At 45.8% G+C, this 25,708-nt stretch carries 20 protein-coding genes; 17 read left to right on the plus strand and 3 right to left on the minus strand.

Going from position 1 to position 25,708, the window contains the following annotated elements; genetic code table 11:
• Window positions 1-37: 37 nt before the first annotated feature.
• Together AB4405_RS04130 and argH are read left to right on the plus strand one after the other, a co-directional pair.
• Window positions 38-1,258: an argininosuccinate synthase gene (locus tag AB4405_RS04130; protein WP_372059756.1), complete on the plus strand. Its 1,221-nt coding sequence runs from the start codon at window positions 38-40 to the stop codon at window positions 1,256-1,258.
• Window positions 1,259-1,498: 240 nt separating this feature from the next.
• Window positions 1,499-3,373, plus strand: a complete 1,875-nt coding sequence (argH, locus tag AB4405_RS04135) for an argininosuccinate lyase (protein ID WP_102469708.1) — start codon at window positions 1,499-1,501, stop codon at window positions 3,371-3,373.
• 419 nt (window positions 3,374-3,792) lie between these two features.
• On the opposite strand, the gene AB4405_RS04140 is transcribed toward argH, so the two are convergent.
• Together AB4405_RS04140 and AB4405_RS04145 are read right to left on the minus strand one after the other, a co-directional pair.
• A complete protein-coding gene (locus tag AB4405_RS04140; protein ID WP_372059758.1) occupies window positions 3,793-5,247 on the minus strand; it encodes a dihydrolipoyl dehydrogenase in 1,455 nt (484 codons plus the stop codon).
• Window positions 5,248-5,357: 110 nt separating this feature from the next.
• The gene (locus AB4405_RS04145) at window positions 5,358-6,086 is read right to left on the minus strand and encodes a redoxin family protein (RefSeq protein ID WP_372059759.1); all 729 of its coding nucleotides are present in this window, start codon (window positions 6,084-6,086) and stop codon (window positions 5,358-5,360) included.
• Window positions 6,087-6,247: 161 nt separating this feature from the next.
• On the opposite strand from AB4405_RS04145, the gene oxyR reads away from it, so the two are divergent.
• Entirely contained in the window at window positions 6,248-7,135 is an 888-nt protein-coding gene (oxyR, locus tag AB4405_RS04150) for a DNA-binding transcriptional regulator OxyR (RefSeq protein WP_372059760.1), read from the plus strand.
• Window positions 7,136-7,323: 188 nt separating this feature from the next.
• On the opposite strand, the gene AB4405_RS04155 is transcribed toward oxyR, so the two are convergent.
• Entirely contained in the window at window positions 7,324-9,963 is a 2,640-nt protein-coding gene (locus tag AB4405_RS04155) for a penicillin-binding protein 1A (protein WP_372059761.1), read from the minus strand.
• A 145-nt stretch (window positions 9,964-10,108) separates the two neighbouring features.
• On the opposite strand from AB4405_RS04155, the gene pilM reads away from it, so the two are divergent.
• From pilM to AB4405_RS04225, 14 genes are all read left to right on the plus strand, one after another.
• Entirely contained in the window at window positions 10,109-11,089 is a 981-nt protein-coding gene (gene pilM, locus AB4405_RS04160) for a pilus assembly protein PilM (RefSeq protein ID WP_372059762.1), read from the plus strand.
• On the plus strand, window positions 11,090-11,683 hold the full coding sequence (locus AB4405_RS04165; RefSeq protein WP_372059763.1) for a PilN domain-containing protein: 594 nt from the start codon (window positions 11,090-11,092) through the stop codon (window positions 11,681-11,683). It begins immediately after the preceding gene.
• A gap of 1 nt (window position 11,684) precedes the next feature.
• The gene (locus AB4405_RS04170) at window positions 11,685-12,302 is read left to right on the plus strand and encodes a type 4a pilus biogenesis protein PilO (RefSeq protein WP_372059764.1); all 618 of its coding nucleotides are present in this window, start codon (window positions 11,685-11,687) and stop codon (window positions 12,300-12,302) included.
• Entirely contained in the window at window positions 12,292-12,795 is a 504-nt protein-coding gene (locus tag AB4405_RS04175; protein ID WP_372059765.1) for a pilus assembly protein PilP, read from the plus strand. The genes AB4405_RS04170 and AB4405_RS04175 overlap by 11 nt, the downstream gene beginning before the upstream one ends.
• A gap of 76 nt (window positions 12,796-12,871) precedes the next feature.
• Window positions 12,872-14,506: a type IV pilus secretin PilQ gene (locus AB4405_RS04180; RefSeq protein ID WP_372059791.1), complete on the plus strand. Its 1,635-nt coding sequence runs from the start codon at window positions 12,872-12,874 to the stop codon at window positions 14,504-14,506.
• A 195-nt stretch (window positions 14,507-14,701) separates the two neighbouring features.
• On the plus strand, window positions 14,702-15,220 hold the full coding sequence (aroK, locus tag AB4405_RS04185; RefSeq protein ID WP_102469717.1) for a shikimate kinase AroK: 519 nt from the start codon (window positions 14,702-14,704) through the stop codon (window positions 15,218-15,220).
• Between the two features lie 29 nt (window positions 15,221-15,249).
• Window positions 15,250-16,335, plus strand: a complete 1,086-nt coding sequence (aroB, locus tag AB4405_RS04190) for a 3-dehydroquinate synthase (protein WP_372059767.1) — start codon at window positions 15,250-15,252, stop codon at window positions 16,333-16,335.
• A gap of 254 nt (window positions 16,336-16,589) precedes the next feature.
• A complete protein-coding gene (locus tag AB4405_RS04195; protein WP_372059769.1) occupies window positions 16,590-18,047 on the plus strand; it encodes an SPOR domain-containing protein in 1,458 nt (485 codons plus the stop codon).
• Between the two features lie 99 nt (window positions 18,048-18,146).
• The gene (locus AB4405_RS04200; protein WP_372059770.1) at window positions 18,147-19,007 is read left to right on the plus strand and encodes a Dam family site-specific DNA-(adenine-N6)-methyltransferase; all 861 of its coding nucleotides are present in this window, start codon (window positions 18,147-18,149) and stop codon (window positions 19,005-19,007) included.
• 70 nt (window positions 19,008-19,077) lie between these two features.
• Window positions 19,078-19,752 carry a ribulose-phosphate 3-epimerase gene (rpe, locus tag AB4405_RS04205; protein WP_102469721.1) on the plus strand — a complete coding sequence of 225 codons (675 nt, stop codon included), beginning with the start codon at window positions 19,078-19,080 and terminating at the stop codon, window positions 19,750-19,752.
• Window positions 19,753-19,768: 16 nt separating this feature from the next.
• On the plus strand, window positions 19,769-20,464 hold the full coding sequence (locus AB4405_RS04210) for a phosphoglycolate phosphatase (protein WP_372059772.1): 696 nt from the start codon (window positions 19,769-19,771) through the stop codon (window positions 20,462-20,464).
• Window positions 20,465-20,629: 165 nt separating this feature from the next.
• Window positions 20,630-21,646 (plus strand): tryptophan--tRNA ligase, encoded by a 1,017-nt coding sequence (trpS, locus tag AB4405_RS04215; protein ID WP_372059773.1) that lies wholly within the window; start codon window positions 20,630-20,632, stop codon window positions 21,644-21,646.
• 272 nt (window positions 21,647-21,918) lie between these two features.
• The gene (locus AB4405_RS04220) at window positions 21,919-24,531 is read left to right on the plus strand and encodes an ExeM/NucH family extracellular endonuclease (RefSeq protein ID WP_372059774.1); all 2,613 of its coding nucleotides are present in this window, start codon (window positions 21,919-21,921) and stop codon (window positions 24,529-24,531) included.
• 128 nt (window positions 24,532-24,659) lie between these two features.
• Window positions 24,660-25,238 (plus strand): aminodeoxychorismate/anthranilate synthase component II, encoded by a 579-nt coding sequence (locus AB4405_RS04225; RefSeq protein ID WP_372059775.1) that lies wholly within the window; start codon window positions 24,660-24,662, stop codon window positions 25,236-25,238.
• The last annotated feature ends 470 nt before the right edge of the window (window positions 25,239-25,708 follow it).

Here is a 25,708-nt window from a genome sequence, read left to right on the forward strand (position 1 = left end):
GACCGCCAATTCAGGCTCGGACATTAGGAGAGAAACCATGAGCAAGAAAGCAGTAAAGAAAGTTGTTGTAGCCTATTCTGGCGGTCTTGATACTTCCGTTATCATTCCGTGGCTAAAAGAAAACTACGATTGTGAGGTTGTCGCATTTGTGGCTGATGTCGGTCAAGGTGAGCAAGAGCTCATTGGCATTGAAGAAAAAGCAAAAGCATCGGGCGCGTCGGAGTGTTACATCGCTGACCTAAAAGAAGAAATGGTGTCAGAGTACATTTATCCAACCCTTAAAACGGGCGCATACTATGAGGGTAAATACCTACTTGGTACGTCAATGGCTCGTCCAATCATTGCTAAAGCACAGGTTGAAGTCGCACGTAAAGTAGGGGCAGATGCTTTGTGCCACGGTTGTACCGGTAAGGGGAACGACCAAGTACGTTTTGAAGGGGCATTTGCCGCGCTAGCACCCGATTTACACGTTATTGCCCCTTGGCGCGAATGGGACTTAGTGAGCCGTGAAGAATGTCTCGATTATCTAGCGGAGCGTAATATTCCTTGTACGGCATCGCTAACGAAAATCTACTCACGTGATGCAAATGCATGGCACATCTCAACAGAAGGTGGCGTGTTAGAAGATACGTGGAATGCGCCTAACGATGATTGCTGGGATTGGACTGTGGATCCAGAGCAAGCACCTAATGAATCTGAATCTGTGACAGTACAAGTGGTGAAAGGTGAAGTGGTTGCGGTTGATGGCGAGACGATGACCCCGTATAACGCACTGGTTTACCTGAATGAAAAGGGCGCTAAACATGGTGTGGGTCGTATCGACATCGTTGAGAACCGTTTAGTGGGCATGAAGTCTCGTGGTTGTTATGAAACTCCAGGCGGCACCATCATGATGGAAGCGCTGCGTGCAGTTGAGCAATTGGTGTTGGATAAAACGGCATTTGAGTTCCGTGAAGAGCTTGGCGTGAAAGCTTCTCACCTCGTTTATGACGGCCGTTGGTTTACGCCGCTGTGCAAGTCTATCCTTGCAGCAAGCGAAGAGTTGGCGCAAGACGTCAATGGTGAGGTTGTGATTAAGCTTTACAAAGGCCAAGCTACCGTGACGCAAAAGCGTTCTGACAATAGCTTGTACTCAGAAGAGTTCGCTACCTTTGGTGAAGATGAGGTCTACGACCAAAGCCATGCGGAAGGCTTCATCCGTTTGTATTCACTTTCAAGTCGTATCAGAGCGTTGAACGAGGCGAAGAAAAACAAATAATGCCATTGGTTGCTATTTGAATTAAGGTTAACCCACTTGCTATGCAAGTGGGTTTCTTGTTTTAAAGAGACTAAAAAATAACACGGTAGATATTTATGAATAATTATGTGAAATAAGTGAATTTTTACTTTATTTTCTTTTTGATTTGCCGTAAGTTGAACCTATCAAAAAAACAAACTGACTTTGATTAAATTCCATCGTTGGGCAAGCAATGAATACCGAGCAGTTAGGAGAGTAACAATGGCATTATGGGGCGGAAGATTTACCCAAGCAGCAGACACGAGATTCAAAGATTTTAATGACTCATTACGCTTTGATTACCGATTGGCTGAGCAAGACATTGTTGGTTCTATTGCTTGGTCTAAGGCACTGGTTTCAGTCGATGTGTTAACGATAGAAGAGCAGCAAAAGCTGGAGCTGGCGTTAAACGAGCTGAAGCTTGAGGTGATGGAAGATCCTGAGCAAATTTTACGTTCAGATGCTGAAGATATTCATAGTTGGGTTGAACAGCAGTTGATTGGCAAAGTCGGAGATTTAGGCAAAAAGCTGCACACGGGGCGTTCTCGTAATGACCAAGTCGCCACGGATTTAAAACTCTGGTGCCGTCAACAGGGCCAACAACTGCTTATTGGGCTCGATAGACTGCAAGCTCAAATGGTCAGTGTGGCGAGAGTGCATCAGGCAACGGTATTACCTGGTTATACTCACCTTCAGCGTGCTCAACCTGTCACGTTTGCGCATTGGTGTATGGCGTATGTTGAAATGTTTGAGCGTGACTATTCACGGATTGAGGATGCGATCAAGCGTCTTGATACCTGTCCATTAGGCTCAGGCGCTTTAGCGGGCACCGCTTACCCTATGGATCGTGAAGAGCTGGCTCATAACCTTGGTTTTCGTCGTGCAACCCGTAACAGTTTAGATTCTGTTTCTGACCGTGATCATGTGATGGAGCTGATGTCGATTGCTTCTATCTCAATGCTGCACCTTTCTCGCCTTGCTGAAGATATGATTTTTTATAACTCAGGTGAATCTAACTTCATCGAGTTAGCGGATACTGTTACCTCTGGCTCATCGTTGATGCCACAGAAGAAAAACCCGGATGCACTTGAGCTGATCCGTGGTAAAACCGGCCGTGTGTATGGGTCGTTAGCTGGCATGATGATGACAGTTAAAGCCTTGCCGCTGGCTTACAACAAAGATATGCAAGAAGATAAAGAAGGCTTGTTCGACGCTCTTGATACTTGGAACGACTGCATGGAAATGGCGGCATTGTGCTTTGATGGTATCAAGGTTAACGGTGAGCGTACCCTAGAAGCCGCGAAACAAGGTTATGCGAATGCAACTGAACTGGCGGATTATTTAGTCGCGAAAGGCATTCCATTCCGTGAGGCGCACCATATTGTTGGCGTTGCCGTGGTTGGCGCGATTGATAAAGGCTGTGCATTGGAAGAATTGTCACTTGCCGAACTAAAAGTATTCTCGGATAGCATTGAAAACGATGTCTACGATATTCTTACTATCGACAGTTGTTTAGAAAAACGTAGTGCATTGGGTGGCGTGTCTCCACAGCAAGTCGCTTATGCGGTCGACCAAGCAGAGAAGCGTTTGAGCTCTCGCGATAATTCCGCTGTGAAGGTGCGTTCTGCAAGACTAACCGATATTGATGCACTAGAAAGTATGGTTGCGTACTGGGCGAACCAAGGTGAGAACTTACCTAGAAATCGCAACGAATTAGTTCGAGACATTGGCTCCTTTGCCGTCGCGGAACATCACGGCGAGGTGACGGGATGTGCATCGTTGTATGTTTATGATTCGGGGCTTGCTGAGATTCGTTCTCTTGGAGTAGAAGCTGGTTGGCAAGGGCAAGGGCAAGGCACGGCAATTGTGCAGCACTTGGTCGAAAAGGCTCGTAAAATGGCGATTAAGAAAGTCTTTGTGCTCACTCGTACTCCTGAGTTCTTTATGAGACATGACTTCATTCCAACGTCGAAGACCTTGCTACCAGAAAAAGTACTGAAAGACTGTGATCAGTGCCCAAGACAGCATGCTTGTGATGAGGTGGCACTAGAAGTTAACCTTGTAGAGCAAATTATTGCCAAAATGAATGTTGCCTAACTTGTTGAATTGTAATGTTATAATTTAATGATCGAAAATAATTCAAGAAAAGATCATTTTTTTGGGAACCAATGAGAAAAAGCCCGGTCTATTAAAGTACCACTGCTTTTTCTTAGAAGAATCTAAGAAGGCCCCAGGTCAGATTTGACACTGGGGCTTTTTCTTTTTAGCGGTAAGTAACCTCATTGTCATGTATACCCATTCCTCTTCGTATGCGCTGCCTTTTATCTCTTCTCGCTCTACTTTCCTGACCTGACCTGACCTGACCTACATTTTTTTGCCCAAAGACAAAAGATTTAGCGTAGCGACAAAAAAACGCCAAACCTATTATGGTTTAGCGTTTATTGGCTTGTCTGCGTATGACTTGCTTCTAGATGACTGGTCTCTATGCTAAATACGAAGCATAGAGCGCTACTTTATTAACAACCAGGACCACAATCCAAGCAGTGCTTGATGGTTTCTGGGCCAAGGTGAAGCTTGGCATTCAAGTCTCGAAGCGCGGTTCGAACCCCTTCTTCGATCACTGGGTGATAAAAGGGCATGTCGAGCATATTCGATATGGTCATTTGATTCTGGTGTGCCCATGCGAGTAGGTGCGCTAAGTGCTCCGCATTTGGGCCTATCATCTCTGCGCCCAAGAATCGACCAGTACCTTGTTCGCCATAGACGTGCAGAATACCTTTATTGCGCAGCATGACTCGAGATCGCCCTTGGCCTTCAAATGACACCTCGCCCGTGGCAAAACAACCACAACCCCCAAGGCGTTGCTCAAGTTGCTTGAACGACTCACCGACCATAGCGATCTGTGGATCGGAGAATACTGCGGAAATGGTACTTCTTCGCAGACCCGCTCGGATATCAGGAAAACGCCCAGCATTATCGCCTGCGATACGGCCTTGATCGGCGGCTTCATGCAATAATGGAAGCTGATTGCTGGCATCACCGGCAATAAATATATTATTGGCCGACGTTTGTAGTGTGTAATGATCGGCGGTAGGGACACCACGCTCATCAAGCTCAACCGTGGTGTTTTCAAGCGATAGCTTGTCAACGTTTGGTCGACGTCCCGTTGCCGCTAGCACATAGTCCACAATAAACGTTTCAGATTTCCCCTCAAGGTTGATGAATTGAATCTCGACTTTATCGCCTTCGATACGCTTCATGCTCTCTACTTTGACATCGGCATCAAGGTAGAACTCTTCTTGGAAGGTATTATTGGCATAATTCATGACGTCAGGGTCAGTTAATGGTCCTACTTGCCCACCCAGTCCAAATACCTTGGTTTTAACCCCAAGACGGTGCAAGGCCTGTCCTAATTCAAGACCGATTACGCCAGGGCCAAAGACGGCAATGGATTCAGGCAAGTCATCCCAATCAAAGACGTTGTCGTTGACGATCAATCGGTCACCAAGCTCGTTCCATACGCCAGGGTAGGCTGGACGTGATCCAGTGGCGATAACGATACGTTCTGCGGTGATCGTGGTGTGTCCATCAACCAGCAGCGTATTGTTATCAAGGAATGTTGCATAGCCGGAGATCTTATCCTCTGCGGGGATCTCATCGACACCTTCTAGAACAAAACCCACAAAGCGATCGCGTTCGCTTTTGATGCGAGCCATGACTTCCTTACCATTGATGATGGTTTCACCCTGCGGGTAAATCCCAAAACCTGGCGCTTTTTCAATTTGGTGTACGCTTTCTGCTGCCGCTATGAGCAACTTTGAAGGCATGCATCCCACACGAGCACATGTGGTTCCGTAAGGACCACCCTCTACCATAACCACATTATCGGTATGAGCTTTGGCGGCGCGATAGGCACCCAGACCGGCGGTGCCACCACCAATAATGGCGACATTTACATTCAATTGTTTCATAGCGGTATCTCTTTAAGCGAAATTGAGGGATTGGAAAGAAGAAGAGGAAATGTGCGCTCGTGTTTCCCGCCCAAGTACAGGGTGACTTGGACGAGAAGATCACGAAGTGGTTAGCCTAGGTATGCTTCTAACTCTTCGCTACCGCCAATGTGCTTACCACCGATGAAGACTTGTGGCACCGTTGTGCGACCGCTGATAGCACGTAGGCTGACCGTTGTTGCGTCTTTTCCTAATACGACTTCCTCATACTGAAGACCGTGATCAATCAGGTTTTGTTTCGCTTTAGCGCAGAAAGGACAGCCTGGTTTAGTGAAGACGGTAATCGATTCTTGTGTTTTGTAGTCTGGTGCAACGTGCTTGAGCATGGTGTCAGCATCAGAAACCTTGAACGGGTCGCCTGGTTCATTTGGTTCAATGAACATTTTTTCTACCACGCCATTTTTCACTAGCATGCTATAGCGCCATGAGCGTTTGCCAAAGCCGATGTCATTTTTGTCTACCAACATACCCATACCGTCGGTGAACTCGCCATTGCCGTCAGGGATGAACGTAATGTTTTCTGCTTCTTGATCCGCTTTCCATGCATTCATAACAAACGTGTCGTTCACTGAAACACAGACAACTTCATCAACACCGTGGTCTTTAAAGACAGAGAATAGCTCGTTGTAACGAGGTAGGTGGCTTGATGAACACGTTGGAGTGAAGGCACCAGGTAAGCTGAATACGATGACCGTTTTATCTTTAAATAGCTCATCTGTTGTGACGTTAACCCAAGCGTCGCCTTGGCGAGTAGGAAAGGTGACTTGTGGAACAGACTGGCCTTCTTTTGATGCAAACATATGATGTCCTTTTAAATACAATAATTTGGATTTGTGAATTATTCACATTGAGCTTAGCGGTTGCTGCTCTGTTTCGTTGGGATCATTATCAAAAAAACGCGTTGATAGTTCCAATCGTTTATTGTTATGGTATTGATAGTTATTTTCTATCTGAGGTTGCAATGAATATTCGAGACTTTGAATACTTAGTGGCGCTTGCTGAGCACAAACATTTTCGTAAGGCCGCGGAGGCGTGTTTTGTGAGTCAGCCGACGTTAAGCGGACAGATCCGTAAACTCGAAGATGAGATTGGTACGTCATTGTTAGAGCGTAGCAGCCGACGAGTGCTCTTTACTGATCCGGGTTTACAGTTGGTTGAGCAGGCGAGACGCGTACTTAATGAAGTCAAAACCTTTCGGGAAATGGCGACAGGGCAAAGCGGGGAAATGACTGGGCCGATGCACATTGGCTTTATCCCTACGGTAGGCCCATACCTATTACCGAAAATTGTTCCTCAACTCAAAGAGATGTTTCCTGATCTCGAATTGTATCTTCATGAGGCGCAAACTCATCAATTGGTTAGGCAGTTAGAAGAAGGCAAATTGGATTGCCTTGTGCTGGCCTCCGTTGCAGAAACCGCACCATTCAAAGAGATCGAGGTCTATAATGAGCCACTAAGCATCGCTGTGCCTTGTGATCATGAGTGGGCAGGCAAAGCTGAGCTGGATATGTTGGAACTCAATGGTCGTACAGTACTGGCGCTGGGGGACGGCCATTGTCTGCGAGATCAAGCCTTAGGTTTCTGCTTTGCGGCAGGCGCGAAGGATGATGAACGTTTTAAAGCGACAAGCTTAGAAACGCTGCGCAATATGGTAGCAGCAGGCGCTGGGATCACCTTGTTGCCAGAGTTGTCATTGCCGAAAGAAAAGCAAAAGGATGGGGTGTGTTATGTGAATGCCGTCAATCCTACGCCGTCAAGAAGCTTAGTGTTAGCGTATCGTCCCGGTTCACCACTGCGAGCGCGTTTCGAGAAAATAGCCGAGGCGATCACAGGTTGTTTGCCTCGTTGACGCCTTAAGTTAATTCAACCTTTTAGTATTAGTATTGATCTTTATGTTAATACTAGAGCGGCTTCTAATGCCAATATGTTGAAACATTTAGCATGAAACAAACACGCATAAAAAAGCCCTCTAATTACTTAGAGGGCTTTCTGTTTACCTATCAAAAGTTTGGTTTGATATTACTCGCCAATAACTGGCTAAAACAAGCTTTCACTTTCTGAGGCATCACTGGAATACAGAGTGTCAGTAAAGCTTTCTTGAACGTATTCTTTCGGTTCAGTGCCGATCTCAAAGTACTCAAACATAGACGATGAATCTGTTTTGTTTGATAGCAGTCCTGATTCACGATCAATACGAACGCGTGTAATACCATTTGGGATTGCTTTGGCTGTTTGTGGCTCGTCTTCTAATACAACACGCATGAAATCAACCCATGCAGGTTGCGCTGTTTTTGCACCAGCTTCAGCGCCTGAGATTTGATCTTTACCAAGATTACTGTTGGTCGTTGTGCGACCTAGCTTTCTTTGGTGGTCATCAAATCCGACCCAAGCTGTGGCGACAATGCCAGGACCATAACCGTTATACCACGCATCTTTTGAGTCATTTGTCGTCCCTGTTTTTCCGCCAATATCGCGGCGTTCCAGTTTTTGAGCACGCCAGCCAGTACCATTCCAGCCCGTTCCATCACGCCAATTACCTCCACCCCAAATATTGCTATACATCATCTCACGAGTCAGAAACGCGGTCTGTTCTGATAACACATGTGGTGCATAATTGGGCTCATTGGAATCCATGTCTTCCTCATTAAAGTCAGTGAGTTCAACAGGTTCAAGAGCACTTGCATTGGTCGCCTCTTCGATGCTTGGCGCATCGTCGCTATTGTTTGAAGCTAACATTTCTGGTGTTGGCATCTTTGGACAATCGGTGTGACAAATCACTTTAGGATTTGCTTCAAACTCGACTTTTCCAAATGGGTCTTCGACGCGACTGATGTAATAAGGCTCAACGTAATAGCCGCCGTTAGCAAAGACAGAGAACCCTTGTGCCATCTGGATTGGTGTTAGGCTGCCAGCCCCCAAAGCGATGGTTTCAGAGCGTGGTAACTTGGATTTATCAAAACCAAAGCGGGTTAAATAGTCGCGAGTATCGTCTAATCCCACTTCTCGCAATACGCGTACCGCCATGACGTTTTTAGACTGCGCTAGGCCGATACGAAGACGAGTCGGGCCGGTATAGGTCGGTGGTGAGTTCTTAGGACGCCATGCTGTGCCCGCACTCTTGTCCCATTTATTGATAGGCGCGTCATTGACTAGGCTTGCCAGTGTCATGCCTTTATCGAGCGCGGCTGCGTAGATAAATGGCTTGATGCTTGAACCAACCTGACGTACCGATTGAGTGGCTCGGTTAAACTTGCTGTGCACGAAGTTAAAACCACCCACAAGCGACAGTACAGCGCCGTTCTGAGGATCGATAGCAACAAAAGCGGTATTGGCATTAGGCACTTGGCTCAATCGCCATGTGATGACTTTCGCTGGCATCTCCGCTTCGTCTTCAGTGGCGGTAGCGGTTTCTTTTGTATCATCAAGTGCTTCAATCTGACTTGCTCGCACCCAGATTTGTTCACCAACGGCCGTCACGTCTCCTGCTGACTTTGGTGCCGCACCTTGGCGCTCATCGGTTCTAAATTTGCGAGCCCATTTCATGTTGTCCCACTCAATGGTCTGTTCTTGATAACCCTTGACCCAAACCGTGATGGATTTCGCATTCACTTTAGTGACCAGTGCAGGGCGTAGTTCGCCATAAGTCGGCTGTTTGCGCAGGTACTTAGTCATGTCTTCAGTAGACATGGCTGGTTGATCTGCCTTCCAGACGACTTTCTCTGCACCTCGGTAACCGTGGCGCTCATCATAGGCCAAAAGGTTATTGATCGCTGCGGTATGCGCCGCTTTTTGCAGCTTAGAATCGACAGTCATGGTCACGCGCATGCCGGATTCGTAAGCGTCATCACCGTAGCGTTTAACCATCCAAGCGCGTGCAATTTCAGCGACATAAGGCGCTCGGAGTTCGATTTCTGCCCCATGGTATTGCGAAATGATCGGCTCTGAACGCGCTTCATCGAACTGGGCTTGAGTGATGTATTTTTCACTGAGCATACGTGCCAATACGACATTGCGGCGATGGGTGGCACGATCAATGGAGTAAATTGGGTTCATTGTAGATGGTGCTTTTGGCAATCCAGCAAGAACGGCTATCTCACTCAGCGTGAGCTGGTTAAGATCTCGACCAAAGTACGCTTGCGCTGCTGCACCAAAACCGTAGGAGCGATAACCAAGGAATATCTTATTGACGTACAGCTCCATGATTTCTTGCTTGCTTAGCAGCTGCTCAATGTGCACGGCGATAAAGATCTCTTTTATCTTACGCATGACTTTTTTCTCATTGGATAAGAAAAAGTTACGAGCAAGCTGCTGAGTGATAGTACTGGCACCTTGAGACGCACTGCCTGATGCAATAACGGCAACAGCAGCACGAGTGATTCCTATTGGGTCAAAGCCATAGTGGTCGTAATAACGACTATCTTCTGTGGCAATGAGTGCATGAATCAAATCCTGGGGAATCTCATCATAAGTAAGGGGGATGCGTCGCTTCTCGCCAAATTGTGCGATCAGCTTCCCGTCTTGGCTAAGCACCTGCATAGGGGTTTGGAGCTGGACGTCTTTAAGCGTTGCAACGTCAGGCAGTTCTGGTTTTACGTAGTAGTAAAACCCAATAATAGTACTCACTCCAAAGAGTATGCAAATAAATGCAAATACCAACAGTCTCTTTATGAACTTCACCGGAGATTCCCTGATTGATTAAGGTTATGGGTAGGTAATTACTTGTACTCTAGACCAAAAATTACCTATAGGGTTAATTAACGCTTATTTGGGCGTCAATCTCAACCTTTTCACTTGGTTATTGTATTTGTTGAGGTTATTTCTTATGACTAAGAAATGGATTACGGGTATTGATATCGGGCGCTACAGCGTCAAAGCCGTGGTTGTAAAGGTTGATTGCGCTCATATTACGATAGTAAACCATCTAGAACTGAAGGGTTCTGATTCTATTTTCTCCGATCCTCATACGTTAAAGCATCAAGAAACTGTAAAGAATCTCAAAAAAATACGAAAAACCGCGCCTTTTTTTAGAAAAAAGGCAGCCATTGCATTACCGGATAGTGTGTCAATTAATAAGGTCATCACCTTAGAGCATGGACTTGATGGTCAGGAGCAAGTCTTTGCCGTATTTCAGGCGATGGCTCATCAGACGCCATACCCATTAGAAGAACTGGCCTTAGATTTTTACAAAGAACCCTCAATGTCGGGCGCCAATACCGAGGCATATCGTGTTCATGTCGTTAAGCACGCTATCGTCGATAACTGGATCCAGCCCATAAAGAAAATTGGCTACCGGCCAGAATATATGGACACGAATATTAACGCACTTCGTGGACTGCAGGTGTTGCTCGTTCAACAGCAACCATGGCTACAAAACTGGGGAGTTCTGGACTTAGGGCATCACCATGTTGCCCTGTGCCCGCCTCAACCGTTATCACAAGATATGGCTAAGCAATGGTCTTATGAAAGTCATGAGCGCGCAGGTGGTTCACTCAATAGTATTGCGCCAAAGTCGCCAGCCGAGGTCATGATTGAACATTTGGCCAGTAAGATATTAGCGCAACTGAAACTTTATCGGTCTATGCAAGGGGAACAGGAGTTACAAGGCATAGTGTTGTGTGGTGGGCATGCTAACGACTCGAATATTGCCGGTTTGATTGAAAGGCTCACCGGTATGCCGATAAAGACAATAGACTTACATGCCTGTGTGGATGTCGCGAGTGAAGGCGGTGCTCGATTGAATGGTTCTTTTGCGACGGCATTAGGGGTTGCCTACAACGCAATCCAATGGATGGAGGCGCATTAAATGGAGATGGTTAACCTGCTGCCTTGGCGAGAAAGAAAACGTAATCATCATCGTCAGCGTTTTGTGGTCGCCGTCATGCTATCGGTGTTAGTCGCAATCATCGGTGTGCAAATAACAACCTGGTATGTGTCTTCTCAGATTGACGTGCAACAGGCGCGGCAACAATACCTTCAAAAGAAAATCGACGCGTATCAAAAAGACATTGCCTTGTTATCTGACATCGTAAAATTGCATGACACACTAGAGCAGCGTTTGCATTATGTCGAAACCCTGCAAAGACAGCGCAATAAAACCACTGCTGTTATGAATGCTCTCCCAGAGCTCATACCGAAAGGTGTCTATGTCGATAAGATTGTTATGGAAGGGACGCGTTTTAAATTGAGTGGTATTAGTAGTCGAACCGCTAATTTGGCCCAGATGTTGGATCTTTTTGAGCGCTCAACGTTGTTAATCAACGTCGACATGCACTCGATTGTGCATGGTAATCAGCGTTTTGGTCAGAGCTATCAGTCGTTCAATATTTCTTTTCAGTTTAACTCAGCGCGCTTAAGTGAGTGGGTCCCACCCCCATCGCATGTGGTCGGAGCGCGTTAAGATGAATATACCGGCCCTCGAGTTAGACGAAATGGCAGATTGGCCTTTTGCGGCACAATGTTTTGTCGCGATCTTGTTGTCGCTATTACTGCTGTGCGCTGGTGGTTATTTTATAGTCAAACCCGATTTAGATGAGTTGAGTGCACACAAACACCAAGAACTAACACTTAAATTAGAGCTCACTCGTATGGCGAAAAAAGCGGCTCTCCTACCGTTGATGCAAGCCCAGCTTGATGAGCTGAATACACACTATGATTTTTTATTAGAGCAGCTGCCGGAGCAAAAAGAACTGGCGAGCTTATTGGCCGCCGTGAATGAGGAGGGGCTAAATAACGGGCTGACTTTTACGCGTATTGATTGGGGTAAGCGGGTTCCTCAAGACTTTTTATTAAAGTTGCCACTCGATATTGAGCTCACCGGGCATTACAACAGTATTGGTGATTATGCCCACGCAATCGCGCAGTTGCCGCGTATCGTTTTACTTGAAAATGCAGAATGGCAACGAGTCAGCCAAGAAAGCAGTACGTTGCACTTTCGTGTGAGGGCCTATACCTACCAGTTTCGAGAGAAATCACAGATAAACATACCTCAAACCCAGCGAGGGAATCGTGAGCAATAAAGGTTGGATACTATTTGTTGTCATGCTTTTGGGGTGCCAGGCCAACGATAACTCGCTTGAAGATTTTGTTGCGAAAACCGAGGCTAATGTGGAGGTTGAGGTCGATAAGCTCAAGCCAACTCAGTCTTTTCATGTCATGCCATTTTTATCTCATCCTGAAGGGTCACCCTTTGAGCTACCTCAATTAGCGCAGGCACAGACACCCGCTTTTAGCGAAGTGTGTTGGCAACCTAAGATTAGGGTTAAGGGGCGGTTAGAGCAATACCGACTTAATGAGCTGCATCTAAAGGGAATAATGAGTAAAGGAGAAGCGCTTACTGGGTTGTTGCTGTTGCCAAATCGTCAGTTGGTTAAGGTCCGGAAGGGGCAGTATGTTGGAGAAAATAACGGAAAAATTAAACAGGTGACAGCGGAGGGTTTGGTTGTCAGCGAAACCTTATCGGATGGTCTAGGTTGTTGGTTTCAAAGACAAGTTAAGCTCACGTTGAATTGATGGAGAAGTCGTCGTGCTAGGGATAAATAGAAAGTTGCTCAGTGGTGTTATAAGCCTTGTATGCCTATTGACGTCAATGTGCAGTATGGCAAACATCCCAAGCAATGCATTGAAAAATGTGTCGTTTGAACTCAATGCGAAAAAGCAGGGTGTTATCGTTGTCGATCTGTTGAATCACGGCAGTGTTGTGGATGTAGAAGGTATGAATAATGGTCTCAGTGTGGTCTTGAAGCAGACCAAGATACGGCCAGAGCAACTGTCGATTTTGGATGTTAAAGACTTTGCAACCCCAGTAAATCAGCTCGAACTTTTTGATGACGCTCCTGATGTTCGTTTATTGGTTGAAACCAAGACTAACGTAGATTACGTCTATGAAATACAAAAGAATCAACTCCGAGTGACCATCGTTCCTATGACGAAAGCCAGAACCGATGAACAGCAATTTCTGCTCGCCAATAAAGGCAAGCTGACATCGATTAATTTTCAGGATATCCCAGTGAGAAGTGTATTGCAGCTATTGGCGGATTATAACGATTTTAATCTGGTTGTGTCTGACACTGTACAAGGGAATCTAACGTTGAGGTTGGATGGCGTGCCGTGGACTGAGGTGCTAGACATTATTCTGCGAGTGAAGGGGCTTGATAAGCGGGTGAATGGCAATGTGGTTTTGGTCGCCCCAAAGGCAGAGTTAGATTTGCAAGAAAAATTGGCGCTGGAGAAAGGCCGTCTCGAAGAGGAAATTGGTACGCTTAACTCTGAGATTATTAAGATTAATTATGCCAAAGCCTCTGAGATCGCAGTGATGATAGGGGGAGAAGGTGAAGTGAGTATGTTGTCTGAGCGCGGCTCCATTGCCATTGATGAGCGCACAAACTCGCTGTTAATTCGAGAGTTGCCAAGTAACATTACCGTGATTCGAGAGATTATTGCCTCATTGGATGTACCGGTAAAGCAGGTCCAGATTGAGGCGCGTATTGTCACGATTAATGAAGGCAATATGGATGAACTGGGTATTCGCTGGGGCGTCACTAAGGTGAGTGGTGATACGACGATAGGGGGCTCAATTGAAAATAATTTAGCGACCATTGGGCTCTATGATTCGGGCGATGACTTTGTGGATGATTTTTTGAATGTCAATCTTGGAGCCACATCAGATAGCGCGGCAAGACTGGCGTTTCAGGTCGCCAGTTTAGGGTCTAATGTCTTGCTGGATTTAGAATTGTCTGCCCTTCAGCAAGAATCAAAAGCCGAAATTATATCGAGTCCTAGGCTGATTACGACCAATAAGAAGTCCGCGTATATTGAACAAGGAACGGAGATACCTTATCTAAAAGCTGCTTCTAGTGGCGCGACAGCGGTAGAATTTAAAAAAGCGGTATTATCGTTGACGGTTACGCCGCAAATTACGCCGGATAATCGACTTATTTTAGACCTCAACGTCACTCAAGATAGACCCAGCCAAGTCGTGAAAACAAGGGAAGGGGAGGCTGTTGCCATTGATACGCAACGGATCGGGACACAAGTGCTCGTCAACAATGGTGAGACGGTCGTGTTGGGCGGCATTTTTCAACACAGTATTACCAATAGCGTCGATAAAGTCCCGTTGTTAGGGGATATTCCTGGTTTAGGGGCGTTATTTAGGCGAACTTACGAAAAAGTGGGGAAAAGCGAATTATTGATCTTTGTAACGCCTGAAATAATTGTGCAGTAACTGATTGTAAACGCTCGCTTTATTGAAAATAGTGAAAAATAAAGTTGCATTACGGTCACCTTACCTTGATAATTTCGGGTCTTATCACGTCTTGTCTGTGAGGAATCGGTGTCACAAGCCCTTTTTCCGATGCTTTTTTTTCGGTATTTTCTTGTGGCGATGTCATTGAATTAACGTTGTAAATTACTGCTAAACATGGCTGAAAAACGTAATATTTTCCTTGTTGGCCCTATGGGCGCCGGCAAAAGCACTATCGGTAGACACCTAGCTCAACAACTTCATATGGAGTTTGTTGATTCTGATACCGTTATTGAAGAACGCACTGGTGCAGACATCTCTTGGGTGTTTGACGTCGAGGGCGAAGAAGGCTTCCGCATTCGTGAAGAGTCAGTGATTAATGATCTGACTGAGGAGCAAGGCATTGTCCTTGCGACTGGTGGTGGTTCGGTTAAGAGTAAAGAAAACCGTAATCGACTATCTGCACGCGGAATCGTTGTATATTTAGAAACCACAATTGAAAAGCAGCTTGCTCGCACCAACCGCGACAAAAAGCGCCCATTACTGCAAACGGATGATCCGCGTGAAGTATTGGAATCGCTCGCGGATGAACGCAACAACTTGTACAAAGATGTGGCGGACTACACTGTGCGTACTGATGATCAAAGTGCAAAAGTGGTAGCCAACCAAATCGTAAAAATGCTAGAAGAAGGTTAATTACAACCTTCTTGAACGGAGAGCAAACCATGGAACGGATTACGGTTAATCTTGGTGAGCGTAGCTACCCTATTTCAATTGGTGCCGGGTTATTTAATGACTCGGCGCAATTTTCTCAAATTCCAGATGGAAAATCGGTGGTACTGATTACCAATACCACGGTTTCCCCTCTTTATTCTCAAGCCATCCTCAATCAATTGGATAGCAAAGGTTGTCAAACCTCTTTGCTAGAATTGCCTGATGGTGAGCAATACAAAACACTTGAGACCTTCAACACAATTATGACGCACCTACTATCCGGTAATTATGGCCGTGATGTTGTAGTGGTGGCATTAGGTGGGGGGGTTATTGGTGATCTTGTTGGGTTTTCGGCAGCGTGTTTTCAGCGCGGTGTTGATTTTATCCAAATCCCTACAACTCTACTTTCCCAAGTCGACTCTTCGGTAGGGGGTAAAACCGCAGTTAATCATAGTCTAGGTAAAAATATGATTGGTGCATTTTATCAACCTCAATCGGTGATTATCGATATTAATTGCTTGAACACATTGCCGGAGCGAGAATTTGCTGCGGGTATGGCCGAAGTGATTAAGTATGGGATCATCTACGATGCGGAATTCTTTGATTGGCTGGAGAGTAATCTTGATAAGCTGTATCAACGGGATCAAGTTGCCTTGACTTACGCCATTGCGCGTTGTTGTGCCATCAAGGCTGAAGTGGTGGCGTTGGATGAGAAAGAATCCGGTATTCGAGCATTATTGAACCTAGGTCATACATTTGGTCATGCCATTGAAACTGAACTAGGGTATGGTAAATGGCTACATGGAGAAGCGGTATCGTCTGGTACGGTGATGGCAGCGCATACAGCGCAGTTGCTTGGTGATATTTCAGCAGCGCAAGTTGAACGAATTATCACGATTTTAACGCGCGCAAAACTGCCTGTTCACACACCAGAATCAATGACATTTGATGATTTCATGAGTCATATGATGCGAGATAAAAAAGTGTTGTCTGGTCAGCTTCGTTTGGTATTGCCAACGACGATCGGTGATGCTCAAGTTGTCTCTGATGTACCCAATGAGTTGATTGAGAAAGCGATTGATAAGTGCCGTATCTAACTGCTGAACAATAAGTTAGTAGGTATTTGATTCATCGACAAAAGGCTCCTAATAGGGGCCTTTTTTAGATCTCAGGATTCTTTACTGGCCCGAATTGCGTGTGGTTTTGAGCGTTTCGTGTCTTAATATTAGCGTTTTTCCTTTTAACATTAGCGTTTCGCCGTTAAATTGAAACACCTCACCTTTGAACTTAAGCCTTAAGTGTGAGGGGGATTTTTGACACGAAGAACTTTGACACGAAGAGTAACGAGCCAATGAGTTTGTCTTATGAAATGCGAGTGATGGAATTGGACTCGCAGACCCATCTTCTAGAACGACTGCAGTTACTGACTCAGTTTTCATCGAACTTTGTTGCGGTGAAAGGAGAGGCAGGGATGGGAAAAACATGGCTGTCGCATCGTTACTTGGAATCATGGGCACATGGCAAAAATCAGTCGTTGGTCACCAGTTTTCCCAATCAAGATGACCAGGTAATTCGTGGCAATATATTACGTCAGCTGTTTCCATTGGCTTTGTATAGTGAGACCGATACCTTACACGACAGCGTTGAGCGAATTCTAGAAGGAGAGGCTTGCGATGTGGTGGTCGTTGTTGATGACGCCCAGCATTTATCTCAAGCGCTGTTGGCTGAGCTTTGGTTACTTGTTCTTGCTACGCATAATGTCGGTCACCAAACGGTGAGTGTGGTGCTGTTCAGTGCCAGCAATCACACATACGGTCGTGTTGCTCGGCTTAGCCATGGTTTAGAGATTAAACCGATAGAGTTGGAAGTCGAAGAGCTGTCTAAATCGGAAGCCAAACGGCTTTTTGAGACATTAGTGTTACGCTACGCTGATGAAAGTGTTGAAAAAAGAATCAAAACTGCGTTTACTAAGGCGAGACCCATCCCTGGGGATATCTTGGTACTAGGAGAGCAAACAATGGAAAAGAAAGTAATTATTCGTTCACTGGTTGGCTCGCCAGCTAAGATTGCAGCATTGGTTATTGTGTTGATCATTCTTATTTTTTTAGGCTACCGCTCATTACTGCAACCGTCAAATGACCAAGTTGAGGTTATCGATAGCAGTGACGACGTCGTGATCACCACACCGGATTCTGATATTGATGCGTCCTCTGCGGAGCAAATTAGCAATGCTAATCAAGAAATGCCGGCAGTGGAATCTACCATTGATGATTCTATGGCGTTGCCTCCTCAGGTGACCTCTGAGACCGCTAGTGTGGGGGAATCAGAAAGTGGCGAGCGAGTGGTTATTACCTCTGATGTCGTTGATGCCTTATTAGAAGATAATACAGCGATTGCGGTGGCGAAGGCCGCTGAGATCCAAGCGGTAGTGCTACCGGAAAATACGGTTGTGGATGTAGAGAGTGATGAGGTGCTGCAAACACCGATTACCTTCTCTTTTGCCCGTGATGAGCTAAAAGCGATGGCAGCCAACACGTACACCTTGCAAATGTCAGCGATGACGAGCATGGATGACGTGCAACGTTTTTTGAATGAACACACGTTTGACAAGCCAGTGCGCGTATACCCAACTATTCGTAATGACGAGAAGTGGTACATCGTGACTTACGATCAGTATTCGAGTATTCAGGCAGCACGTGATGCGGCTGAGGCGTTACCTGAGGCGCTGCGTTCGCTTGGGGCTTGGGCAAAATCATTGAGCCAAGTTCATCGGGAAATTGATCGTGGGCAAGCGTCGTCTTCGCAGTAAGTTCAAGGCTGTGTTGATGCGAGAAAGGTCAACATAACAGATTGAATTATGATATATTCCCCTCCCTTAAATTTTGGGTGGCAGTAAATAGAGCAAGCAATGAAAAAGCAACGCGCCTTTCTAAAGTGGGCTGGTGGAAAGTATGGCTTAGTCGAAGATATTCAAAAGCATTTACCAGACGCTAGGAAATTGGTGGAGCCCTTTGTTGGTGCTGGTTCTGTCTTTTTGAATACCGATTATGACCAGTATTTACTCGCCGATATAAACCCGGATTTAATTAATCTCTACAATCTGCTAAAAAACGATCCAGATAGGTACATTGAAGAAGCCAAGCGCTTCTTTACCCCTGAGCATAATCGCAAAGAGGTGTACCTTGGGGTGCGTGCTGATTTTAATCAGAGCGATGATGTGTTGTTTCGTTCTGTTGCCTTTCTATATATGAATCGATTCGGTTTTAATGGCTTGTGCCGTTACAACAAAAAAGGCGGCTTTAACGTACCTTTTGGTTCTTATAAAAAGCCTTATTTTCCAGAAAAAGAGCTGATTTTTTTCGCAGAAAAAGCCAAAAAAGCAACGTTTGTCTGTGAGGGTTACCCAGAAACCTTCAGCCGCGCTCGCAAGGGATGTGTCGTGTATTGCGATCCGCCTTATGCGCCGCTCTCGAATACGGCAAACTTTACCTCGTACACGGGTAATGGCTTCTCCTTAGATGACCAAGCCGCATTAGCGGATATCGCGGAACATACGGCCTTCGACCGCCAGATTCCAGTGCTGATTTCCAATCACGATACCACGTTGACACGACGCCTATATCACGGCGCTCAACTCAATGTGGTGAAGGTGAAACGTACCATCAGTCGCAATGGCTCTGGGCGTAATAAGGTGGATGAGTTACTTGCGTTATTTGAAGCTAAAGCCAAGCCTGAAGCAAAAGTGATATCGGATTTGGATAAGCGCTAGGCTTTCTTGACCGCCTTCGGTAGAATTGCGCGCAATTGTTGCTCGCTAATCCATTCTATTGAGGTCAGGTATGACAGATTTTCTAATTGCGCCATCCATTTTATCCGCTGATTTTGCACGTCTTGGCGAAGACGTTGAAAAAGTGCTAGCTGCTGGCGCTGATGTTATCCATTTCGATGTCATGGATAACCATTTCGTACCTAACCTGAGCTTTGGCGCGCCAATCTGTAAAGCGCTTCGTGATTACGGTATTACGGCTCCAATTGACGTACATTTGATGGTAAAACCGGTAGATAGCCTGGTTCCTGACTTTGCGAAAGCGGGCGCTTCTATGATTACCTTCCACATTGAAGCAACTGACCACGTGGATCGCACCCTACAATTGATCAAAGAAAATGGTTGTAAAGCTGGGGTGGTACTTAACCCAGCCACACCATTAACTTGCCTTGATTACATCCTTGATAAAGTTGACATGATCTTGCTGATGTCAGTTAACCCAGGCTTCGGTGGTCAATCTTTCATCCCTTCTGCGCTTGATAAACTGCGTGAAGTTCGTCGTCTTATTGATGCTTCTGGTCGTGATATTCGTCTTGAAATCGATGGTGGTGTTAAGGTGGATAATATTCGTGAAATCGCGGAAGCGGGCGCCGATATGTTTGTCGCAGGTTCTGCTATTTTCAATCGTCCTGATTACAAAGAAGTGATCGATGAAATGCGTGCTGAGCTTGCGAAAGTACAGAAGTAATCAAGAGAATTAATGAATGCCATCTATTAAACTTGTCGTTTTCGACCTCGACGGTACGCTCCTTGACAGTGTTCCCGATCTTGCCCTTGCTGCTGATCAAGCCGTGCAAGCGCTGGGTTACCCAAGCGTGACTGAAGAACAGGTCCGTGATTATGTTGGCAACGGTGCCGATGTGCTTATTGCCCGTTCATTGAGTCAGAGTGTGACGGTGAACCCCGAGCTATCACCGGAGTTGTGTGATAAAGCCCGCGTGTTATTTGATGACTTTTATGCGGCTAGTGGCCACAAACTTAGCCACCTCTATGCGAACGTCCACAGTACGCTGGATACGTTAGTAGCAAATGGTTATACCGTTGCGCTGCTTACCAATAAGCCGTCTAAGTTTGTGCCTGAGTTGCTTGAGCAACACCAACTCGATAAGTATTTCACTCATGTGCTAGGTGGCGACGCGTTTCCCAATAAAAAACCGGATCCCGTTGCACTCAATTGGTTAATGGAACAAGAGCGTGTCTTGCCACATGAAGTCTTGATGGTTGGGGATTCTCAAAATGATATCCTTGCTGCCCGCAATGCCGGTTGCCTAGCATTTGGGTTAACCTATGGTTATAACCATGGTGAGCCAATCGCGAATGCAAACCCCGACTTTGTTGCTGATGATGTTGCTGAAGTACTGAATGCCGTCGAAAAGGGTGCATTACTCACGACAAACTAGCGCTGAAGTGCCACAAGGTATCAATATACGGGGCAGAGCGATAAAAAAGTCTTCATGGCTATGGCAAAATACTTTGCAATGAGTACACTGCTAAAACCGCGTAAGAAATTGCGCGGTTTTTCATTATCCTAATTATCTCGTTAAGAAGTCGAAGGAATCATAGTTATGAGCAAGCCCATCGTATTGAGTGGTGTTCAACCATCAGGTGAACTAAGTATCGGTAACTACTTGGGTGCTCTACGTCAATGGCAACAGATGCAAGACGATTACGATTGTCAGTACTGCGTAGTTGACCTTCATGCGATTACGGTTCGTCAAGATCCGAAAGCCTTGCATGAGGCCACACTAGACGCTCTGGCAATCTGTCTCGCAGTTGGTGTTGACCCTAAGAAGAGCACGTTATTTGTCCAGTCACACGTACCGGAACATGCTCAGCTAGGTTGGCTTCTTAACTGTTATACCCAGATGGGTGAGCTGAATCGTATGACTCAGTTTAAAGACAAGTCTCAGCGTTTTGCCAATGATGTGAATGTCGGCCTATATGATTACCCGGTATTGATGGCCGCAGACATTTTGCTATATGGCGCACACCAAGTGCCGGTAGGCAGCGACCAAAAGCAGCACCTTGAACTTGCTCGTGATATCGCGACTCGTTTTAATAACATCTATACGCCAGAGGCGCCGTTGTTCACTGTACCAGAACCGTACATCCCAACGGTGAATGCACGCGTGATGAGCCTGCAAGACGCAACGAAGAAAATGTCGAAGTCAGATGATAACCGTAAAAACGTCATCACCTTACTAGAAGAGCCTAAGTCGATTTTGAAGAAAATCAACAAGGCACAAACTGATGCAGAAACGCCGCCACGTATTGCCAATGACTGGGAAAACAAGGCCGGTATCTCTAACCTGATGGGCTTGTATTCAGCCGCAACCGGTCAATCGTTTGCAGAAATCGAAGCACAGTACGCAGGTGTTGAGATGTATGGGCCGTTCAAGAAAGATGTCGGTGAAGCCTTGGTGGCAATGCTAGAGCCAATCCAAAGCGAGTATAAGCGTGTTCGTGCGGACCGAGCTTATATGGATGACGTAATGCGTCAAGGCGCTGCTAAGGCCTCTGAGCGCGCGTCGGTAACGCTAGCAAAAGCGTTTAAAGCGGTGGGTTTTGTTACCCGCCCATAGCGATTAACCTCGTGTTTATATTGAAGCCCCTTGGTTTACCCAAGGGGCTTTTTTTATGCCTGATTTTTGTGTTTATGTGACTAACTTTTTTTGTTGATAGTTGGGTCTTGTTTCAATACTTCATAATTCGAATGAGATCTTCACCTCAGTTATTCATGTGATCGTTTATCAATTGCAAGATAAATGACAACACTCGTCTCGAAAATAGCAACTTATATACAACGATGTGCGTTCAGGCAAAGGATACATTGCCATCAAATTCGAGGTGAATAATGACAAGCACAAACAAAAAGCAGTGGTTAGTACTTTTCGTATCGTCAGCATTAGCGGGTGGCGCAAGTGCTGAGGTATTTCTTTCACAATATGTCGAAGGAACCAGTTTTAATAAAGCCATCGAGGTGGCGAATTCCAGTGACGTAGCGGTTTCACTTAGCGATTATCAGTTGGCAAAATCACCCAATGGTAATGGCACTTGGAATACATTAGATCTATCCAGCTACACCATACCTGCTAATTCAGTGTTGGTATTTGCGAATGAAAAAGCCAGCCCGGAAATTCTAGAAAAATCGACATTGGCCACGGCAAATCAAGTCGTCAATTTCAATGGTGATGACCCGATTGCCCTGTTTAAAGATGGGGAAATTGTCGATGTGATTGGCGAAATGGGGAGTACCTTTGGTGAGAATAAGACCTTAGTGCGTTACGCGAATCACTTCCAACCTTCTTCGAGCTATCAGCCAGAGCAGTGGGCAGTCTTAGGTAGCAATGACATTACCGGTTTAGGTCAGCTGGAAGCCGTAACACCTCCGGTGGCTTTTCAGTGTTTAGAGGAGGGAAACCCTCCGCTCTTTACCGCTATTCAAACCATACAGGGTGAAGGTGGGCACTCTCCGTTTATTAGCGGTTATCCGTACATCACCACAGAAAGCTTCTTTGTTGAAGGGGTAGTGTCTGCGGTGACAACCAGTATCAGTAAAGGCTTTTATTTGAATGCCTTGCAGGATGACCATAACGAGCTGACATCGAATGGATTGTTTGTTTACACCGAATCGAACCACAACTTGAAACCTGGCGATGTGGTGTGTGTGAAAGGCCAGGTTCAGGAATATTATGGACAAACACAGCTTAAGCCTTCGCAACAAGATTGGCTAAAACAAGATGAGCAAACACCACCGTCGGCGGTGCCTGTTGTCGCGATAGAGTCCGATGAAAACTTTGAACAAACCTTGGAGCGATACGAAGGGATGTTAGTGGCGCTGCCCAAAACCCTTGATATGCGAGTGACGAGGACGTTTGGTTATGATTACGCATCACGCCGAAACAACATGGTGCTATCACATGAACGGGTAAACCCACATCCAAATCAAGCTTTCCCCGCTGGGTCTGATGAGGCGATATCACAAAGCGAAGAGAATGCGCTAAGGCGTCTGTTTGTGGAATCTGATCAACCAGCGCCTAATGGTGTCGTCCCTTATTACCCTGATTTTGCTAAAACGGATATTGACCAAGATGGCAGTACCGAGGACTACATTCGAATTAACGATGGCTTGTTTGGTATCGAAGGTGTGATTGGTTATAGCTATGGTGAGTATCGCCTTATCGCGACCAATACGATTACTTCAAACAACTTTGTTCGCCATACCCCGCGTACAGCCGAGCCTAATTTAGTCGATCAACCGTGGACTAAGGCCGATCTTCGAGTGGCGACATTTAATGTTCTGAATTACTTCAACTCGCCATTTGGTGGTGACGAGAATCGATTTGGCAGCAACCGAGGTGCGAACACGGCCGATGAGTTCGCTGCGCAGCAAGAGAAAATTTTGCAGGCTTTGGTGCGCTTGGACGCCGATATCATTGGCTTGATGGAAATTGAAAATAACGGATTTGGCGATGATGGCGCGATTGCACAACTGGTGCGTGAGCTGAATGAACGGTTAGATTCGAAAAAGAAACAGTATGCGTATGTCAGTACCGATTCAAATGATGATGGTGTGGTTGATAAGCTTGATAGTGTCGGAACCGATGCGATTACCACCGGTGTAATTTATCGACCTAAGTCAGTAAAACTCAAAAACGTTAACGTATTTGAAATGCCAAGACAGGTGGCGCCTGAAGTGGTAGATGACAAGGGTAAGGTGATTGAAGATGGTAAAAACTATCAAAGAGACACCCTCGCTCCAACCTTTAAAGTCAAAGGTGGTAAAGAGGTACTGACGATTGCGGTGAATCACTTTAAGTCAAAAGGCTCAAAATGTTGGGAAGATGCGGCTCCTGAATCAGCAGGCGGTCAAGGTGGACAAGATGTGGATCAGCAGGGCTCGTGTGAGCAGTTTCGGGTTGCCGCTGCCGTAGCACTTGGTGACGCACTTGAGGCGATTGATGGCCATAAAATGGTACTGGGCGATCTGAATGCTTACGGTAAAGAAGATCCTTTATTGATACTGACGGATTACAGTACCAGCAACTATGACAAGGTGATCCGGGCGGCTCGTAATACGTTCATCGGAGATCAACAACAATTTGGTGATGATGGGGCGGTGATTACTCACAGTTATGGGTACATTAACGTATTAGGAGAGACGCATTCACAAGGCTGGAGCTATTCTTACAACGACGAGGTTGGGGCGTTGGATCATATCCTGATCAGCCCAAGTTTATCTGGAAAAGTGGTCGACGCAACGGAATGGCACATCAATGCCGGTGAATCGACGTTGTTTGACTACAACGACGAGTACAAGGGCGACCTGCCTAAGTATTTGGATCATTACCGCTCGTCTGATCATGATCCTGCGGTGATTGATCTCAATATCAATGGTGGTTCTATCGGTACTTTAGGGTTGGCGGCCATGCTTATCATTGGTTGGCGTAGACAACAACGCCACTGATAACCCTCGTGCAGCAAAGCTTACCTTAGCTTTGCTGCCTAACCTCTTCTGCTTTTTTTCTTGCCTTTCTGCCATCTTGTTGCAAAATACCGCCTTATTTTTACAAACACCAGACCGCAGCGAGTGCCATGTTACTTATCATCGATAACTACGACTCTTTTACTTATAACCTGTATCAGTATTTTGCTGAGCTCGGGGTAGAAGTACATGTGGTTCGTAACGATGAGATTGATATTGCAGGTATTGAGGCAATGAACCCATCACACCTCGTGATCTCACCGGGTCCATGCACGCCAAATGAAGCGGGTATTTCGCTTGAGGCTATCCGTTACTTTGCGGGTAAATTGCCTCTGCTTGGGGTTTGTCTTGGGCATCAAGCCATCGCACAGGTTTTTGGCGGCGATGTTGTGCGAGCGCGGCAGGTGATGCACGGTAAAACATCACCGATTACGCACACCAATCAAAGTGTCTTTGCTGGGCTCAATAACCCATTGACGGTCACACGCTACCATTCGCTTATCGTCAAGCGGGAGACATTACCCGATTGCTTTGAAGTGACCGCGTGGACGGAGTGTCCTAACGGTGAGTTTGATGAAATTATGGGCTATCAACACCGCACGTTAAACATTCATGCCGTACAATTTCATCCTGAATCCATCAAAACCGAACAAGGTCACGAGCTGTTGAGTAATTTCTTACAAGGCTAGTGCTTGATCGAGATCACCCTTTCATCTTTTCTTATCCTTCATAAGTTTTACTTATGAAAATGCAAAACTATTCGTTAATACTGATGAGCGAGCACCACAAAGCCCGTGTTGTTCATTTCTTTCCGAACTTGTTAAAAAATACTTCATTTAAATTCAAATTTAATGCATAAATACTCAAGGTGTTATGCCTATGCAGAGCAGATTGATGATCGAAAAGCATTTTCTGCTATTGTAATGGTTAAATAATTGTAAATACAATGCTGCATCAATGAGGGATGGTGAGAAATTTTTTCATCAGTAGAAAGTGTGAAGGTTCGTCCTAAACTTATAAAGGCTTATCTTAAGTCTATGAAGGTTCACTCTATGCAATGTAAATTCATCTAAAGCGTATAGCGATAAGGCACCACTAACGGTATGACAACCACTCGCGGTGCGATGCTGATGCTTGATGTCATCTTTGTGCGAATATC

The organism is Vibrio sp. 10N.261.51.F12 (assembly GCF_041471725.1).
GTDB lineage: Bacteria > Pseudomonadota > Gammaproteobacteria > Enterobacterales > Vibrionaceae > Vibrio.

Coding starts and splice junctions, on each gene's coding strand:
- AB4405_RS04180 (WP_372059791.1), top strand. CDS start 12,872: ATGTGCAGTATGGCAAACATCCCAAGCAATGCATTGAAAAATGTGTCG.
- pilM (WP_372059762.1), top strand. CDS start 10,109: ATGACTAAGAAATGGATTACGGGTATTGATATCGGGCGCTACAGCGTC.
- AB4405_RS04210 (WP_372059772.1), top strand. CDS start 19,769: ATGCCATCTATTAAACTTGTCGTTTTCGACCTCGACGGTACGCTCCTT.
- AB4405_RS04130 (WP_372059756.1), top strand. CDS start 38: ATGAGCAAGAAAGCAGTAAAGAAAGTTGTTGTAGCCTATTCTGGCGGT.
- aroB (WP_372059767.1), top strand. CDS start 15,250: ATGGAACGGATTACGGTTAATCTTGGTGAGCGTAGCTACCCTATTTCA.
- argH (WP_102469708.1), top strand. CDS start 1,499: ATGGCATTATGGGGCGGAAGATTTACCCAAGCAGCAGACACGAGATTC.
- oxyR (WP_372059760.1), top strand. CDS start 6,248: ATGAATATTCGAGACTTTGAATACTTAGTGGCGCTTGCTGAGCACAAA.
- AB4405_RS04165 (WP_372059763.1), top strand. CDS start 11,090: ATGGAGATGGTTAACCTGCTGCCTTGGCGAGAAAGAAAACGTAATCAT.
- AB4405_RS04200 (WP_372059770.1), top strand. CDS start 18,147: ATGAAAAAGCAACGCGCCTTTCTAAAGTGGGCTGGTGGAAAGTATGGC.
- AB4405_RS04195 (WP_372059769.1), top strand. CDS start 16,590: ATGAGTTTGTCTTATGAAATGCGAGTGATGGAATTGGACTCGCAGACC.
- AB4405_RS04220 (WP_372059774.1), top strand. CDS start 21,919: ATGACAAGCACAAACAAAAAGCAGTGGTTAGTACTTTTCGTATCGTCA.
- AB4405_RS04140 (WP_372059758.1), bottom strand. CDS start 5,247: ATGAAACAATTGAATGTAAATGTCGCCATTATTGGTGGTGGCACCGCC.
- AB4405_RS04145 (WP_372059759.1), bottom strand. CDS start 6,086: ATGTTTGCATCAAAAGAAGGCCAGTCTGTTCCACAAGTCACCTTTCCT.
- AB4405_RS04170 (WP_372059764.1), top strand. CDS start 11,685: ATGAATATACCGGCCCTCGAGTTAGACGAAATGGCAGATTGGCCTTTT.
- aroK (WP_102469717.1), top strand. CDS start 14,702: ATGGCTGAAAAACGTAATATTTTCCTTGTTGGCCCTATGGGCGCCGGC.
- trpS (WP_372059773.1), top strand. CDS start 20,630: ATGAGCAAGCCCATCGTATTGAGTGGTGTTCAACCATCAGGTGAACTA.
- AB4405_RS04225 (WP_372059775.1), top strand. CDS start 24,660: ATGTTACTTATCATCGATAACTACGACTCTTTTACTTATAACCTGTAT.
- rpe (WP_102469721.1), top strand. CDS start 19,078: ATGACAGATTTTCTAATTGCGCCATCCATTTTATCCGCTGATTTTGCA.